The sequence below is a fragment of the Azospirillum sp. UFLA03-27 genome, assembly GCF_059803775.1.
In genome coordinates, this window is record NZ_JAUQTX010000028.1 from 1 (window position 1) to 14,755 (window position 14,755).

The window sequence follows — 14,755 nt, forward strand, 5'->3', positions numbered from 1 at the left end:
AGGATTCCAATGATCTGTTCCTCGCTGAACCGGCTCTTCTTCATGTCCGTCTCCTTGCTCGACGGACTCTAACTCAGCCTGGAGGAGTTTCAGGGGAGCAGGTCAGTCACGATCCCTCAAACGCTTGATGCCATCCAGGCGGTGCTCCCGTGCTGGACGGATCGCTGGCCTCCCGTTGCCACCGCACGGCTGACGACCTCGCCGTCAAGATTGACGAAGTACGTCGCGGTCCGCACGAGTTGCTCCGGCGTGAGGCCGTTGGCCCGCAGTTCCTCCCACATCCTCTCCATCTCGTGCTCCGGCCGGCCAAGATAGGAATCGGTGATGCGGTCCATCAGCTTCTGCTGGTCGGCCGTCACGTAGGGCATGTAACCGCGGTCGTTGACAGGCAGCGCCATCTGAAACGCCGGCGGGTCGCTGGTTCGGCTCTGGACGACTTTCTCCCGCTGGCGCTTGTACGCATCCAGATCCTTTTGCAGCCGGGCGATCTCTTCGCTCTCGGCCGGCTCGGTCGATGCCGGCGCGGTCATGGGAGCCGGCGCTTCGGAAGCGTTCGCCGACAGCAGATCCGAGAAGCTGGTCGAACCGGTCGGTTGGCCGGCGCCCGACATCCGGCCCCGATCCGAAACGGCAGCCTGTCCAACGGCCACAGGGTGCCCAAGGACGTGCATGTTCACCTCCACTGCGGTTCATGGCTCGGGCCATGTGGTGTCGAGCAAAAGCAAAAGTTGTGCCACATCGCCTCCCGCCGATGAACACCATGCCGGGCACCCGTGACGCCGGTGCGGACGTCTTTCGCTTGGCGGGACTCTGCCCATGGGCACAAATTGCCGGCCAGACCTGCCGGAGGCATAAGCATCGCGGTGTTCCCGGCCTCCGACTTCGTCAACGGCCAGTTCATCTTCGCCGATGGCGGCTTCATGACCATCTACGGACCAAGACCGTCGGCTGAACCTCCGCCGCTCCGTCCCGGGTCGGGATGCCGAACGGAGCGGTGAACAAGCCGTCCGCGCGTTCATGGCCGGCGGTCCGGGATCCCGGGCCACGGCGTGCGATTGACTTGTCCACCCGGGATGCCTAAACAACAGGAACCGCTGCGTACCAGCGAACCAGTTCAGCGACTGGAGAGCGGCATGGAAGACCCTGATTCCGACGTCTCGCGCCACCTGCAGAAAATCAAGGTCCGACGCCCGCCCGACATCATCATCGAGCAGTTCAACGGCCTGATCGCCCGCCGGATCATCGAGGCGGGACAGAAGCTGCCCGCGGAACGGGTGCTGGCCGGGCGCTTCGACGTCAGCCGCGGCACGGTGGTGGAAAATCTCAGCGAGCATGTGCTGCGCGGCCTCATCAACAACACCCTCAACGCGGACGACACCAGCCCGGAGATGCCGATCGAGGTGCGGGGCGCCCTGGAAGCCCGCCGCGCCAAGGCGTCGAAATCCCTGCGGGAGACCGGGTGAGGACGGGCTCGCCCTTGCCGGAACCGCGCAACGTCACCCGGACCATGGAGGTGATGGACGCGATCCGTCAAAGGATGGCGGACGGGCGACTGTTCCCAGGCGACCGGCTGCCGTCCATCCGCCGCTTCGCCACGGCCATGGGCGTGTCGCCGTCGACCGTGGTGGAGGCCTACGACCGTCTCGCCGCCGAAGGCGTGATCCGCTCGCGGCCCGGTTCCGGCTTCTACGTGTCCGGCGCTTTGCCGCCGTTGGCCCTGGCCGAGGCCGAACCGCGCCGCGACCGGGCCATCGATCCCTTCTGGGTGTCGCGCCAGTCGCTCGACGCCGACGCGGAGATGCTGAAACCCGGATGCGGGTGGCTGCCGGCGGACTGGATGCCCAACGCCACCCTGCGCCGCGCCATCCGCCGTCTCGCCCACGCCGACGACGCCGTGCTGGCCGACTATGGCAGCACGCGCGGCTCTCTCGCCCTGCGCAGGCTCCTGGCGCGGCAGTTCGCGGAGGAAGGGATCGCGGCGGGGGCCGACCAGATTCTCCTGACCGGGTCGGGAACCCAGGCGATCGACCTGATCTGCCGCTTCCTGCTGCGCCCCGGCGACGCGGTGCTGATCGACGACCCCTGCTATTTCAACTTCCAGGCCCTGCTGCGCGCCCATCAGGTCCGCATCGTCGGCGTGCCCTACACCCGCGACGGGCCGGACACCGCGCTCTTCGCCATAGCGCTGGCCGAACATCGGCCACGCCTCTATATCACCAACGCGGCGCTCCACAACCCGACGGGGGCGACGATGTCGCCGCAGACGGCGCACCGGCTGCTCAAGGCCGCCGCCGCCCACGACGTCACCATCGTCGAGGACGACATCTTCGCCGGATTCGAGCCGGACCCCTCCCCGCGCCTCGCCGCCCTGGACGGGCTGTCCCAGGTCATCCGGATCGGCAGCTTCTCCAAGACGCTTTCCGCCTCGGTGCGCTGCGGCTATCTCGCGGCGCGGCCGGACTGGGTGGAGGCGCTGGTCGATCTGCAGGTCGCGACGAACTTCGGCGGGCCGAGCCCGGTCGCCGCCGAACTCGTCCTCGCGACCCTCGGCGATGCCGGCTACCGCAAGCATCTGGAGGGCCTGCGCCGCCGTCTGGCTCGGGCGCGGCGCGAAACGGCGGACCGGCTGGCGGCCCTCGGCCTGCACCCCTGGCTGATGCCGCGCGGCGGTTTCTATCTCTGGTGCAGCCTGCCGGACGGCCGGGACGCGGCGGACGCGGCACGGGCGGCGCTGGACGAGCGGGTGGTTCTCGCCCCGGGCAACGTCTTCAGCGTCAGCCAATCGGCCGCCGGCTATCTGCGGTTCAACGTCGCCCAGATGAGCGATCCGCGCGTTTTCGAAGTGCTGAAGCGCGCGATCGCGGCGGCGGAAGGATGAGGTCCCGTTCGGCGGCGGATGCGTGGATGCCCGCTCTGCGCTATCCTCCACCCTGAAGTCACTACAGGGTCAAAGGGGTTTGTGATGGCGCAGCAGGATCTGTCCATCGGCGCGCTCGGCAAGATGACCGGCACCAAGGTCGAGACCATCCGCTTCTATGAGAAGATCGGCATCCTGCCGGCGCCCGCCCGCACGGCGGGGAACTACCGCAGCTACGGCCACGACCATGTGCGGCGGCTGACCTTCGTCCGGCGGGTGCGCGATCTCGGCTTTCCGCTGGAGACCGTCCGGGCGATGCTGGATCTGGCCGACCAGCCGGACCGCCCCTGCGGGGAGGTCGATGCCCTGGTGCTCGAACAGCTTCACGAGGTGGAGCGGAAGATCGCCGATCTGGAACGCCTGCGCGAGGAGCTGGACCGGCTGGCCCACCAGTGCCGGCGCGGCGGCCGGATCGCTGAGTGCCGCATCATCGAGGCGCTGTCGCCGCACCATGAGGATGGCCGCTGCTGCCCGTGACCCGGCGGGTCCGGCACAGCCAGAAACACATTCCATGACCGGGAGCCGAGACATGGCCGCCATCACCCGCGCGGATCTGGAAAACCATCAGGTCCCCGTTTATTTCGCGGCGGTCGTCGCCGGGCTGCTTGCCGCCGCCGTTGTGTCGGGCGACGCCTGGGAAGCGGGCATCAACCCGTCCCTCGCCGCGCTGATCTACATCACCTTTCTTCAGGTCCCGCTGGGCGACCTGCGGCGGAGCGTCACGAACACCCGCTTCCTGTCGGCCCTGCTGCTGGTCAATTTCGCGGTGGTGCCCTGCGTCGTCTTCGGGCTGGTCTCCGTGCTGCCCGCGGACCAGTCGGCGGTGCGGCTCGGCGTGCTGCTGGTCCTGCTGGCGCCCTGCATCGACTATGTCGTCGTCTTCACCCATCTCGGGCGCGGCGACGCGCGGCTGGTGCTGGCCGCGACGCCGGTGCTGCTGCTCGTCCAGATGCTGCTTCTGCCCGTCTATCTCGGCCTGTTCGCCGGGGAGGGAGCGGCGGCGCTGATGCAGCCGGGTCCGTTCGTCGACGCCTTCGTCGGACTGATCGCCGTGCCGCTGGCGCTGGCCGGGGTGACGCAGGCCTGGGCTGCGCGCAGCGGTACTGGAAAGGCCGTCGCGGGCGCCCTGGCGTGGCTGCCGGTGCCGCTCATGGCGCTGGTGCTGTTCCTGGTCGCCGCGGCGGTCGCCGCCGACGTGGCCGCCCAGGCGCGGGCGGTGGCCCTCGCCGTGCCGCTCTACATCGCCTTCGCGCTGGCGATGCCCTACGCCGGCCGGGCGGTGGCGCGCCTGTTCCGGCTTGAGACCGAGGCGGCGCGGGCCGTCGTCTTCAGCGGCGGCACGCGCAACTCCCTGGTCGTCCTGCCGCTGGCCTTCGCCGTCCCGGACGGCGGGGCGCTGGTGCCCGCGGTGGTGGTGACGCAGACGCTGGTGGAGCTGGCGGCGATGCTCACCTACGTCCGCTGGGTGCCGCGCCTCGTGCCGGCGCGCTGAACCAGAAAAGGCGCTTCACACCAGAGAGGCGCCGCCGCACACCACGATGCGCTGGCCGTTGATGCTGGCCGCCGAGTCCGACAGCAGGAAGGCGGTCAGCGCCGCCACCTCCTCCGGTTTCACGAAGCGGCCGATGGGGGGCCGCTTCGGCTGCACGCGGTCGAAGACCGTCACGGCTCCCGGCAGGTCGAGCAGCCCGACGCGGGCGGCGTTGAAGGCGTCGGCCACCACCAGCGTGCGGGCGATGCCGTTCTCGCGCGCCCAGGCGCCGACCGAGGCGACCAGACCGCCGCCGAACAGGACGCGCGGGGGCCGGACCTGCTCGATGGGCGCGAAGGCGGACGGCATGGCTTCGGGCGGGGTGGCGTGGATGGACTCCGTCATGGCGGGTGCTCTTTCCTCAGCCGGTCCGCCGGCGGGCGGCGGCCGGTTTCTCGGCGTGATCGATGGCTTCGATCAGGCTCAGCTCGTTGGCGATGCCCTTGCCGGCGATGTCGAAGGCGGTGCCGTGGTCGACGGAGGTGCGGATGATCGGCAGCCCCAGCGTGATGTTGACCCCGCTCAGCGCGTCCCACCGGCCGGTCGCCGGATCGACGTGGAAGCCCAGCAGCTTGACTGGGATGTGCCCCTGGTCGTGGTACATGGCGACCACCGCGTCGAACTGGCCGGCACGCAGCTTGACGAACACCGTGTCGCCCGGCACCGGCCCCACCACGTCCAAGCCTTCGGCCACGCAGCGCTCGATGACCGGGGTGGTGATCTCGATGCCCTGCCGGCCGAACAGCCCGCCTTCCCCGGCGTGGGGGTTCAGGGTGGCGCTGGCGATGCGGCGGCGCTCCAGCCCCAGCCCGGCCAGCGTCTCGTCGGTGCGGTCGATGACGTGGCGCAGCCGCTCCGGCGTCAGGCGCTTCGGCACGTCCTCCAGCGCGATGTGGGTGGTGACGTGGCTGACCCGCATGTTGCCGTGGGCCAGCATCATCACCGACCCGCGGGCGCCGGTCAGCTCGGCCAGCAGGTCGGTGTGGCCGGCGAAGTGGTAGCCGGCCTTGTTCGCGGGGCTCGACCTGATGGCCGACGCGACCCGCGCCCACCGGCACCGGGACGACGCGGATTTCGCCTTCCACGCCGCCATCGCGGACGCCGCCAATAACCACTATTACGCGTCGTCGATGCAGGCGCTGAAGGACCACATCGCCGTGGGCATGAAGTTCCACGGCTCGTCGCTGCTGGGGCCGAGCGGCGGGCTGTCCCATGTTCTGGAGGAGCATCGGGGCATCTTCGAGGCGATCCGCAACCGCGAGGCCGACACCGCGCGGGCGCGCATGCGCCGGCATCTGGAAGGGTCGCGCGACCGCGTGTTCGAGGGACGGGTGCTCGACCTGTCGCTGTGATCCGGGCGCCCTGAATCCTGTCACCGAATCCCCTTCCCCTGTCATCGCGCTCGCCCGCCCGCGCCCGTAATGGCACTCTGTCGGGACCGGCGGATTGCGGATGGCCGGTGACTTGCGGATGGGGTGTGTGGACCGTGCTTCACCATGACTTGGCGACGCTTCGGCTGTTCGTGAAAGCCTGCGAGCTGAAGAGCCTGAGCCGCGCGAGCGAGGCCCTGAATCTCGCGGTGTCCGCGGCCAGCCGGCGCATCCGGCTGCTGGAGCACGATGCCGGCATGCCGCTGCTGAAGCGGCGCCCGCACGGCATCGAGCCGACCCCGGCCGGGCTGCTCGTGCTGCGCTACGCCCACGACATGGTCTATCTGGGGGCGCAGTTGGAGGCGATGCTCGCCGAATACCGGTCTGGCGTGCGCGGCCATGTCCGGGTCTACGCCTCCTCCTCGGCGCTGGTGGAATGCCTCGCCGCCGACCTCTCGCGCTTCGCCGCCGAAAATCCCGGCATCAAGCTGGAGCTGGAGGAACGCCCCAGCGCCGACACGCTGGACGCGCTCTACCGCAAGAAGGCCGACATCGGGGTCATCGTCGGCGGCCGGGGAACGGAGGGATTGGTCCGCTACCCCTACGCCAAGGACCGGCTGTGGGTGGCGCTGCCGCGCGGGCATCGTCTCGCCGGCCGGCCCAGCCTGCGCTTCGCCGAGCTTCTGGACGAGGAGCATGTGGCGCTGGAGGGGGGCACCGCCGTGCACGGCCTGCTCGCCGAGCGGGCGCGGGCGGAGGGCCGCTTCATCAAGGTGCGCGTCCAGGTCCGCAGTTTCGAGGTGATGTGCCAGATGATCAGCCTCGGGCTGGGCGTCGGCGTTCTGCCGAAGCGCGCCGTGCTGCCGCTGTCGAACGCGCTCGGCGTCGAACTGGTCGCCCTCGACGAGGAATGGGCGGAACGCAGCTTCGAGATTTGCGTCCGCTCACCCGACGCGCTGGATGCGCCGAGCCAACGGCTCCTGGATTTCCTGCGGGAGCAGGCCGTGCCGAAGCCATGATTTCGAGAAATTCGAAATCAGGTGTGTCGCAATTGTTCTTCTAGGCAACTGTGCAGACCCTCATCATCAGGTCCGGCGATGAGGGAGTGGGCCGAATGTCCTGGACCATCCAGAACCCCGATGTTCCTGACGACCCCTGCGGGGCCGAGCCCGGTTTCGCGGATTGGAGCGGGCTCCCGTCGGCGGCACGCAAGGACGCCGCGGCGGCCTGCGCGGCCTGGGCGGCGGAGGTTCAGGCCCGCTTCGGCTGCTTCGTCGAGCTTGGCACCGCCGAAGCGGAAGCCGCCGGCCCGCTGGCCGGGCTGCCCTACGCCGCCAAGGACATGTTCGACAGCGTGGGCCGCTCGCCCGGCTGCGGCCTTCCCGGCGCGGCGGACGACGCATCCGGCCCGGAACCGGAGCAGGCGGCGGTGGTGTTGGAGCGGCTCGACCGGGCCGGGGCGCGGCGGATCGGCTTCACCACCATGACGGCTCTGGCCTACGAGCCCTCCGGCGTGGGCAAGGCGCTCAACCCCTGGAATCGCGACATCGTCCCCGGCGGCTCGTCCTCCGGGTCGGCGGTCGCGGTGGCGGCCGGCGCGGTGTTCGCCGCGCTGGGGTCGGACACCGCCGGCTCGCTGCGCATTCCGGCGCAGGCCTGCGGAGTCACCGCCTGGAAGCCGACCTACGGCGCGGTGCCGGTCGCCGGGGCGATGACGCTTGCCCCCAGCCTCGACACCATCGGGCTTCTCGCCCGCAGCGCGCGCGACATCCAACTCCTGGCGCCCGTTCTGGCGACGGATATGGGGTTCCCATCCGAACCGCCGGCCCGCGTCGCCCTTCTGTCCGACGCGGTCGAGGCATCCGAGGCGCCGATCCAGGCGGCCTGCCGCAATGGCGCGGAGGCCATCGCAGCCTGCGGCGTCTTCCTGGAGCAACGGTCGGGCCTGCCCGCCATCGAGGCGCTGTCCGACCCCCTCTTCCTCATTCTCCAGGCCGAGGCGGCAGCCCAGCATGGCGGGCTTGCCCTCGCCGCGCGGGACCCGACCCTCGCCCGGCGGCTCGCCAAGGGCCGGGATATCGCGGCCGACCGCCTCGCCGCGGCCAAGGCGGCGCTGTCCGGCGCCACGGCGCCCATTCTGGACAGCCTGTTCGGCGAAGCCGGCGCCCTCCTGCTGCCGGTCATGCCGATCCGCACGCCGCCGGTCGCCATGGCCGATCCGTCTTCCCCGGACTTCCACGCGGCGACGCTCTACCGGCTCAGCGCCTACACCCGTTTCGTCAACGCCCTCGGACTGCCGTCGGTCGCCGTCCCGGCCGGCTTCGACGACCGCGGGATGCCGGTGGGGCTCCAGATCGTCGGCCGTCCCGGGACGGACGGCCCGCTGCTGGCGCTCGCCGCGGCGCTGCAGGCGCGGACCGGCTGGCACCGGAGGCGGCCCAGCGAGATCACCGATTTTCCCAGCCCTCTTGCACAGCGTGGCTCATGACCCGATCCGAACCCGCAAAAGCTCTTGAGCACATCCGAGTCCTGGATCTCACGCGCGTGCGCGCCGGCCCGACCTGCTGCCGCGTGCTCGCCGACTTCGGGGCGGACGTCATCAAGGTCGAGGCGCCGCCGGGCGTCGACCGCAACGAGGGGATGAGCGGCCCCCGGCACGGCTACGACATGCTGAACCTGCACCGCAACAAGCGGTCGCTGTCGCTCAACCTCCGCACCCCGCAGGGGCGGGACCTGTTCCTGGAGCTGGTGCGCACGGCCGACGTGGTGGTCGAGAACTACCGGCCCGACGTCAAGGACCGCCTCGGCATCGGCTACGACGCGCTGCGGGCGGTCAATCCGCGGATCATCCTGGCCTCCATCTCCGGCTACGGTCAGACCGGCCCCTACCGCGAGCGCGCCGGCTTCGACCAGATCGCCCAGGGCATGGGCGGCCTGATGAGCGTGACCGGCCTTCCCGGCCAGGGTCCGGTCCGGGCGGGCATCGCGGTCGCCGACAGCGCCTCCGGCCTGTATGCGGCCATCGGCATTCTGGTCGCCCTGTCGGAGCGCGACCGCTCCGGCGAGGGGCAGTGGGTCCAGACCTCGCTTCTGGAGTCCCAGATCGCCCTGATGGATTTCCAGGCGGCGCGCTATCTGGTGGAGGGCGAGGTTCCGCAGCCGGCGGGCAACGACCACCCCTATTCGACCCCCATGGGCGTGATGGCGACGGCCGACGGCCATCTGAACATCGGCGTCGGCGGCGACGGCCAGTGGCAGTCCTTCTGCCGGGCCATCGAGCGCGAGGACCTCGCCAACGCCCCCGAATTCGCCACGCAGGAACAGCGCTTCCGCAACCGCCCGACGCTGAAGCCGCTGCTGGAGGAGGTGTTCCGCACCCGCAAGACCGCGGATTGGCTGGCGCGGCTGGAGGAGGAAGGGGTTCCGGCGGGGCCGATCTACCGCATGGACGAGGTCTTCGCCGACCCGCAGGTCGGGCATCTCGGCATCGCCGTGCCCTGCGAGCATCCCGTCCGCGGCGCCATGCGCCTCGTCGGCCAGCCGGTCGGCCTGTCGCGCACGCCCGCCCGCATCGAGCGGCCCGCCCCCGACGCGGGCGAGCACACGGCGGAGGTGCTGGGCGCCATCGGCCTGTCCCCGGCGGACGTCGCCGCCCTCAAGGCGCAGGGAATCGTCTGATGAGCGACCAGGAACCGGGCGCTGTTGGAGGTGTGGTGGGGCTCGACGTGTCCGGCGGAATCGCCCGCCTGACGCTCGACCAGCCCCGGCGGCTGAACGCGATGACCCTGGAGATGTGGCGCTCCCTGCCCGAGCGCATCGGCCGCGCCGTCGCCGACCCCGAGGTCCGCGTCCTGCTGGTCCGCGGTGCCGGGGAGCGCGCCTTCTCCGCCGGAGCCGACATTTCCGAATTCGGCAACGTCCGCGCCGACGCCGCCCAAGCTGCCGCCTACGAGGAAGCGGTGTCGGCGGCGACCGAGGCGCTTCTCAACGCCCCGGTGCCGACGGTCGCGGCCATCCGCGGCATCTGCTTCGGCGGCGGGCTGGAGCTGGCGCTGTGCTGCGACCTGCGGCTCAGCGACGACGGCGCGCGGTTCCGCATGCCGGGCGCCCGGCTCGGCCTCGGCTACGGCTTCCCCCTGGTGCGCCTCGTCGTGCAGCGGATGGGTGCCGCCGCCGCCGCCGACCTGCTGTTCAGCGCACGCATCGTGACGGCGGACGAGGCGGCGAGCCTCGGCATCGTCCAGCGCGTGGCCGCCGCGTCCGCCTTCGACGGCGCGGTGGAGGACTATATCGGCCTGATCGCCGGAAACGCGCCGCTGACGCTGCGCGCGGCGAAACGGGCCATGCTGGAAGCGCTGCGGACCGACGGTCCGGCCGACACCGAAGCGGTGGACGCGCTGGTCGCCCGCTGCTTCGCCAGCGCCGATTACGCGGAGGGGCGTGCCGCCTTCGCGCAAAAAAGAGAACCCGTGTTCAAGGGAGAGTAAGGCGGAGGATCGGCCCCACGGGGCGGCGAACCATAAACAGGGAGACAAGTCATGAACTGGAAGCATCTGGGTCTCAACACCATCGGCGCGGTCATCGCCGGATGTCTGGCATTGTCACCCGCCGCGCGCGCGGCGGAACCCGCTCCCCTGCCGAAGCCGGTCGAGCTGACGGTGGGCTATCAGAAGGTGGGCCATCTCGCCCCGGTGGTGATGATCACCGACGACCTCAAGAAGCTCGGGGTCGAGCTGAAGACGGTCGAGTTCGCCCGCTACGCCGACGCGCGCACCGCACTCCTCGCCGGCTCCCTCGACATGGCCACCGTCGGGCCGGCCGACCTTGCGATCTCGCTGGCCCAGGGCGCCACCGACATGGTCGGCGTGATGGGCGTCGGCAGCTCCCCGAAATACGTGATCGGCCGCAAGGGCGTGAAGCTCGACAGCTGGGACGATCTGAAGGGCAAGAAGGTCGCCATCGCCCCCGGTTCGGCGGTGTGGTTCCAGTTCGCCGCGACCCTGACCGAGAAGAACATCCCCTACAACAGCTTCCAGGCCGTCAACATCCAGGGCGGCGGCGCCAACTTCGATCAGGCTCTGCAGCGCGGCGAGGTTGACGCCATCGTCACCTGGGAGCCGTTCGAATCCATCCCCGTGATGGAAGGCTACGGCTTCTTCGCCAAGAATCTCGAATACAGCCAGTCCAAGTCGGTCGGCGCCGAACTCGGCATGCTGGCCGCCAACCGCAAGTCGATGGCCGAGAAGCGTCCCGCCATGGAGCGGTTCGTCTGGGCCTATCTGCAGGCGCAGAAGAAGCTCGCCGCCTCGCCGGACGAGTTCACCAAGGCCTACGCGTCGCTGACCGGCCTCGACACCAAGCTCGCCGCCGAGGCGTCCAAGGTCATCGAGCTTGGCTCCGTCACCACGGTCGACCAGATTAAGCGTCAGGCCAAGGCCTTCAACGAACTGGGCGTGATTCCGAAGGACGTGTCGGGCGACATCGAGAAGTACTGGGACGCCTCCTTCGTCGAGAAGGCTCAGTGACACGGCAAGCCGCCGCCCGCTTCGGCGGGCGGCCTTCCGACAGCGTGGCGGCCGACAAGAATGGCGGAGGACTGGAGTGATGAATGACGCGCCCGCAAGAGCCCTGGACGCGGCCCCCGTGCCGGCGGCTCCCAAGGTGAAGAGCCGGGGCCTGTTCCCGGCGGGCCGCACCGGGGCGGCGATGCGCGCGGCGCTGCTGCCCGTCCTGGTGATCGCGGCGTGGCAGCTCGCCGGATCGGGCGGTTCGCTGGCCGGCGGGGTGCTGCCGACGCCCGACCGGGTGTGGGACGCCTGGGTCGTCTGGGCCTTCGGCCCGCAGGGCATGGGCCTCAACCCCTACAGCGGCACCTGGCTGAGCAACGTGCTGTTCTCGTCGATGCGCGTCGCCCAGGGCTTCGTGCTCGCCATGGCCATCGGCATTCCCGCGGGAGTCATGATCGGCTGGAGCCGCGCCGTGTCCGGCACGGTGGACCCGACGATCCAGCTTCTGCGCCCCATCCCCATCACCGCGTGGCTGCCCTTCTCCATCGCCGTGTTCGGCATCCAGGACATGGGCGCGATCTTCCTGATCGCTCTCGGCGGCTTCTACCCGATCGTGGTGAACGCCACGCACGGCGCCCGCGACGTCGACCGCAACTGGATCCGGGCGGCCGAGATGATGGGGGCCAGCCGGTTCGACGTGCTGCGGCGCGTGGTCCTGCCGGCGGCGCTGCCGGCGATCTTCACGGGGCTGCGCATCGGCCTGGGCATCGCCTGGACGGCGGTCATCGTCTCCGAGATGGTCGCGGTCAAGTCGGGGCTCGGCTACGTGCTGTGGGACGCCTACTACGTCGGGCGCATGGACGTCGTCATCGCCGACATGCTGTCGATCGGGGCCATGGGCCTTCTGAGCGACCGCCTGATCGTCACCGTCGAGCACTGGGCCCTGCGCTGGCGCCGGCTCCAATCCGCCTCGCGCTAAAGCACGGAGACACACATGGGCACCATACGTTTCCGCGAGGTCGTGAAGACCTATCCCGGCAAACAGCCGGTCATCGCGCTCGACCGCGTCAACCTCGACATCGGCGAGGGCGAGTTCGTCGCCCTGCTCGGCCCCTCGGGCTGCGGCAAATCCACCCTGCTCAACCTCATCGCCGGCTTCGAGGAGATGACCTCCGGCGCGCTGTCCTTCAACGGCGGCACGGTCGACAGCCCCGGCCCGGAACGCGCCGTCGTCTTCCAGGAGGCGGCCCTGCTGCCCTGGCTGACGGTGGAGCAGAACATCGCCTTCGGGCCGAGCGTGCAGAAGCGCCCGCGCGCCGAGTACGAGCCGAAGATCCGCGAGCTGCTCCGCCTCGTCGGGCTGGAACGCTTCGCCCACTCTCTGCCATCGCAGCTTTCCGGCGGCATGCGCCAGCGCGTCGGCATCGCCCGCGCCCTGGTCATGGACCCCAAGGCGCTGCTGATGGACGAGCCGTTCGGCGCGCTCGACGCCCAGACGCGCATGAGCATGCAGCAGTTGCTGCTCGACGTCTGGCAGACGCTCGGCACCACGGTGCTGTTCGTCACGCACGACATCGACGAGGCGATCCTGCTCGCCGACCGCATCTGCATCATGTCGGCCCGGCCGGGGCGGATCACCCGCGAGATCACCGTGGACCTGCCGCGGCCCCGCTCGGTGGACCAGCTCACCGACCCGGCCTTCATCCGGCACAAGGCCGCGATCATGGCCGAGATGCGCGAAGCCCAGAAGGAACACGCATGACCAACCCCCGGATCAGCTACCGCCTGTCCGACGCGCGGCCGGCGCTGCCGGACTTCCAGGGGCGGCGGATCATCGCCCATCTGGTCGTCAACGTGGAGAACTGGCGCTTCGACGAGGCGATGCCGCGCACCATCATCACCCCGCCCCATGGGCGGGAGACGGTGCCGGACGTGCCGAACTTCAGCTGGGCCGATTACGGCATGCGCAGCGGCCTGCCGCGCATCCTGACGCTGTTCCGCGACCGCGGCGTGCCCGCCTCGACCAGCCTGAACGCCGGCGTCATCGACGCCTACCCGCAGGCCGCCGAGGCCATGCTCGCCGCCGGCTGGGAGTTCATCGGCCACGGCATGCACCAGAAGGCGATCAACCACGCCGGCGACGGCGAGGAGGCGCTGATCGAGGCGGCGCTCGACCGCATCCAGCGCTTCACCGGCACGCGCCCGCGCGGCTGGCTGAGCCCCGGCTTGCGCGAGACGGTGCAGACGCCCGACCTGCTGCGCCGCCAGGGCATCGACCATGTGTTCGACTGGGTGGTGGACGACCTGCCGAGCTGGATGAGCACCGCGCACGGCCCGCTGCTCGCCATGCCCTACAACCTGGAAATCAACGACTCCATCGTCTATGCCATCGAGAAGCACGCGACGGGGGAGATGCTGAGCCGGCTCGGTCACACCCTGCGGCTGTTCGAGCGGGAATGCGCGGAGAACCCGCGCGTTCTGGCCATCGGCCTGCACCCGCACCTGATCGCGGTGCCGCACCGGTTGCACGAGCTGGAGGCCATGCTGGACCTGCTGCAGGCCTCGCCGCACGTCGCCTTCGCCACCGGCCCGCAGATCGCCGACTGGTACGCGACGGCAGAGCCGGCAACCGAACAGGCGGAGGGCTGAGCGATGGATTTGAACCTGTCCGGCAAGCGGGTCCTCGTCACCGGGGGCTCCAAGGGGATCGGGCTCGCCTGCGCCGAGGCCTTCGCCGCCGAGGGCGCCCTGCCCGTCCTGGTCGCCCGCGACGCGGCGGCGCTGGAAACGGCGGCGACGGGCATCCGCGAACGTCACGGCGTGGCGGTCGAGACGATGGCCGCAGACCTCGCCGACGGGGCGGCCCGCGAACGCCTCGCCGCGGCGCTTCCCGGCATCGACGTGCTGGTCAACAACGCCGGGGCGATCCCCGGCGGCAGCGTCCTCGACCTCGGCATGGCCGAATGGGAAGCGGCGTGGCAGCTGAAGGTCTTCGGCTACATCCACATGACGAAGCTCTTCGTCGAAGCGATGCGGGAGCGCGGCGGCGGGACCATCGTCAACGTCATCGGCATGATGGGCATGACGCCGCGCTGGGACTACGCCTGCGGCTCGGCGGGCAACGCGGCGCTGATCGCCTTCACCCAGGCGGTTGGCGCCCGCAGCACCGACTGGAACGTCCGCGTCTTCGGGGTGAATCCCTCGGCGACGCGCACCGACCGGGTCGCGGCGGTCTACCGCAAGCGCGCCAAGACGCGCTTCGACGACGAGGAACGCTGGACCGAAGCCCTGGGCGATCTTCCGTTCGGGCGCCTCGCCGAACCGACGGAGATCGCCTCCCTGGTCACGCTCCTCAGCTCGCCGCGCGTCGCCTACCTGTCGGGCTCGGTGGTGGACATGGACGGCGGCGGACGGTTCCGCTGAACCGGAT

Annotated in this window: 17 protein-coding genes; 14 read left to right on the plus strand and 3 right to left on the minus strand. The window is 70.3% G+C overall.

Translation table 11 applies throughout. The features are described from left to right. Positions 1 to 116: 116 nt before the first annotated feature. On the minus strand, positions 117 to 611 hold the full coding sequence (locus tag Q4I23_RS06605; protein WP_454019982.1) for a hypothetical protein: 495 nt from the start codon (positions 609 to 611) through the stop codon (positions 117 to 119). 522 nt (positions 612 to 1,133) lie between these two features. Here Q4I23_RS06605 and Q4I23_RS06610 point away from each other — a divergent pair. The 4 genes from Q4I23_RS06610 (at position 1,134) to Q4I23_RS06625 (ending at position 4,409) form a co-directional block, all read left to right on the plus strand. Beyond that, on the plus strand, positions 1,134 to 1,463 hold the full coding sequence (locus tag Q4I23_RS06610) for a GntR family transcriptional regulator (protein ID WP_454019981.1): 330 nt from the start codon (positions 1,134 to 1,136) through the stop codon (positions 1,461 to 1,463). Positions 1,464 to 1,507: 44 nt separating this feature from the next. Continuing rightward, entirely contained in the window at positions 1,508 to 2,878 is a 1,371-nt protein-coding gene (locus Q4I23_RS06615) for an aminotransferase-like domain-containing protein (protein ID WP_498525696.1), read from the plus strand. Between the two features lie 84 nt (positions 2,879 to 2,962). After that, a complete protein-coding gene (locus Q4I23_RS06620; RefSeq protein WP_237906923.1) occupies positions 2,963 to 3,394 on the plus strand; it encodes a MerR family transcriptional regulator in 432 nt (143 codons plus the stop codon). 52 nt (positions 3,395 to 3,446) lie between these two features. Beyond that, positions 3,447 to 4,409, plus strand: a complete 963-nt coding sequence (locus Q4I23_RS06625) for a bile acid:sodium symporter (protein ID WP_498525675.1) — start codon at positions 3,447 to 3,449, stop codon at positions 4,407 to 4,409. Positions 4,410 to 4,424: 15 nt separating this feature from the next. Here the strand turns inward: Q4I23_RS06625 and Q4I23_RS06630 are convergent, their stop codons facing one another. Both Q4I23_RS06630 and Q4I23_RS06635 read right to left on the minus strand, forming a co-directional pair. Then, positions 4,425 to 4,793 (minus strand): SDR family oxidoreductase, encoded by a 369-nt coding sequence (locus tag Q4I23_RS06630; RefSeq protein ID WP_498525676.1) that lies wholly within the window; start codon positions 4,791 to 4,793, stop codon positions 4,425 to 4,427. 16 nt (positions 4,794 to 4,809) lie between these two features. Then, on the minus strand, positions 4,810 to 5,541 hold the full coding sequence (locus Q4I23_RS06635; protein WP_498525677.1) for a PdxA family dehydrogenase: 732 nt from the start codon (positions 5,539 to 5,541) through the stop codon (positions 4,810 to 4,812). Between Q4I23_RS06635 and Q4I23_RS06640 the strand changes: the two genes are divergently transcribed. From Q4I23_RS06640 to Q4I23_RS06685, 10 genes are all read left to right on the plus strand, one after another. Next, positions 5,477 to 5,800, plus strand: a complete 324-nt coding sequence (locus tag Q4I23_RS06640) for an FCD domain-containing protein (protein ID WP_498525678.1) — start codon at positions 5,477 to 5,479, stop codon at positions 5,798 to 5,800. The genes Q4I23_RS06635 and Q4I23_RS06640 overlap by 65 nt on opposite strands. Before the next feature lie 134 nt (positions 5,801 to 5,934). Continuing rightward, positions 5,935 to 6,837 (plus strand): LysR family transcriptional regulator, encoded by a 903-nt coding sequence (locus Q4I23_RS06645; protein ID WP_454019976.1) that lies wholly within the window; start codon positions 5,935 to 5,937, stop codon positions 6,835 to 6,837. A gap of 95 nt (positions 6,838 to 6,932) precedes the next feature. Then, positions 6,933 to 8,306 (plus strand): amidase family protein, encoded by a 1,374-nt coding sequence (locus Q4I23_RS06650; protein ID WP_498525679.1) that lies wholly within the window; start codon positions 6,933 to 6,935, stop codon positions 8,304 to 8,306. Beyond that, positions 8,303 to 9,496, plus strand: coding sequence for a CaiB/BaiF CoA transferase family protein (locus tag Q4I23_RS06655; RefSeq protein ID WP_498525680.1), 1,194 nt, complete (start codon positions 8,303 to 8,305; stop codon positions 9,494 to 9,496). Before Q4I23_RS06650 ends, Q4I23_RS06655 begins: the two co-directional genes overlap by 4 nt. After that, entirely contained in the window at positions 9,496 to 10,305 is an 810-nt protein-coding gene (locus tag Q4I23_RS06660) for an enoyl-CoA hydratase (RefSeq protein ID WP_498525681.1), read from the plus strand. The genes Q4I23_RS06655 and Q4I23_RS06660 overlap by 1 nt, the downstream gene beginning before the upstream one ends. Positions 10,306 to 10,356: 51 nt before the next feature. After that, complete coding sequence (locus Q4I23_RS06665) at positions 10,357 to 11,343, plus strand: ABC transporter substrate-binding protein (protein ID WP_051658660.1); 987 nt, start codon at positions 10,357 to 10,359, stop codon at positions 11,341 to 11,343. Positions 11,344 to 11,422: 79 nt separating this feature from the next. After that, positions 11,423 to 12,304 carry an ABC transporter permease gene (locus tag Q4I23_RS06670; RefSeq protein ID WP_035681614.1) on the plus strand — a complete coding sequence of 294 codons (882 nt, stop codon included), beginning with the start codon at positions 11,423 to 11,425 and terminating at the stop codon, positions 12,302 to 12,304. Between the two features lie 15 nt (positions 12,305 to 12,319). Next, positions 12,320 to 13,087, plus strand: a complete 768-nt coding sequence (locus Q4I23_RS06675) for an ABC transporter ATP-binding protein (protein ID WP_200776168.1) — start codon at positions 12,320 to 12,322, stop codon at positions 13,085 to 13,087. After that, positions 13,084 to 13,974: a polysaccharide deacetylase family protein gene (locus Q4I23_RS06680; RefSeq protein ID WP_498525682.1), complete on the plus strand. Its 891-nt coding sequence runs from the start codon at positions 13,084 to 13,086 to the stop codon at positions 13,972 to 13,974. Before Q4I23_RS06675 ends, Q4I23_RS06680 begins: the two co-directional genes overlap by 4 nt. Positions 13,975 to 13,977: 3 nt before the next feature. Then, positions 13,978 to 14,748, plus strand: coding sequence for a short-chain dehydrogenase/reductase (locus Q4I23_RS06685; protein WP_498525683.1), 771 nt, complete (start codon positions 13,978 to 13,980; stop codon positions 14,746 to 14,748). Positions 14,749 to 14,755 lie beyond the last annotated feature (7 nt).

Excerpts from the sequence above, each read along its gene's own strand:
- Q4I23_RS06605 (WP_454019982.1), bottom strand. The coding sequence starts at position 611 with ATGTCGGGCGCCGGCCAACCGACCGGTTCGACCAGCTTCTCGGATCTG.
- Q4I23_RS06610 (WP_454019981.1), top strand. The coding sequence starts at position 1,134 with ATGGAAGACCCTGATTCCGACGTCTCGCGCCACCTGCAGAAAATCAAG.
- Q4I23_RS06615 (WP_498525696.1), top strand. The coding sequence starts at position 1,508 with ATGGAGGTGATGGACGCGATCCGTCAAAGGATGGCGGACGGGCGACTG.
- Q4I23_RS06620 (WP_237906923.1), top strand. The coding sequence starts at position 2,963 with ATGGCGCAGCAGGATCTGTCCATCGGCGCGCTCGGCAAGATGACCGGC.
- Q4I23_RS06625 (WP_498525675.1), top strand. The coding sequence starts at position 3,447 with ATGGCCGCCATCACCCGCGCGGATCTGGAAAACCATCAGGTCCCCGTT.
- Q4I23_RS06630 (WP_498525676.1), bottom strand. The coding sequence starts at position 4,793 with ATGACGGAGTCCATCCACGCCACCCCGCCCGAAGCCATGCCGTCCGCC.
- Q4I23_RS06640 (WP_498525678.1), top strand. The coding sequence starts at position 5,477 with ATGGCCGACGCGACCCGCGCCCACCGGCACCGGGACGACGCGGATTTC.
- Q4I23_RS06635 (WP_498525677.1), bottom strand. The coding sequence starts at position 5,541 with ATGGCGGCGTGGAAGGCGAAATCCGCGTCGTCCCGGTGCCGGTGGGCG.
- Q4I23_RS06650 (WP_498525679.1), top strand. The coding sequence starts at position 6,933 with ATGTCCTGGACCATCCAGAACCCCGATGTTCCTGACGACCCCTGCGGG.
- Q4I23_RS06655 (WP_498525680.1), top strand. The coding sequence starts at position 8,303 with ATGACCCGATCCGAACCCGCAAAAGCTCTTGAGCACATCCGAGTCCTG.
- Q4I23_RS06660 (WP_498525681.1), top strand. The coding sequence starts at position 9,496 with ATGAGCGACCAGGAACCGGGCGCTGTTGGAGGTGTGGTGGGGCTCGAC.
- Q4I23_RS06665 (WP_051658660.1), top strand. The coding sequence starts at position 10,357 with ATGAACTGGAAGCATCTGGGTCTCAACACCATCGGCGCGGTCATCGCC.
- Q4I23_RS06670 (WP_035681614.1), top strand. The coding sequence starts at position 11,423 with ATGAATGACGCGCCCGCAAGAGCCCTGGACGCGGCCCCCGTGCCGGCG.
- Q4I23_RS06675 (WP_200776168.1), top strand. The coding sequence starts at position 12,320 with ATGGGCACCATACGTTTCCGCGAGGTCGTGAAGACCTATCCCGGCAAA.
- Q4I23_RS06680 (WP_498525682.1), top strand. The coding sequence starts at position 13,084 with ATGACCAACCCCCGGATCAGCTACCGCCTGTCCGACGCGCGGCCGGCG.
- Q4I23_RS06685 (WP_498525683.1), top strand. The coding sequence starts at position 13,978 with ATGGATTTGAACCTGTCCGGCAAGCGGGTCCTCGTCACCGGGGGCTCC.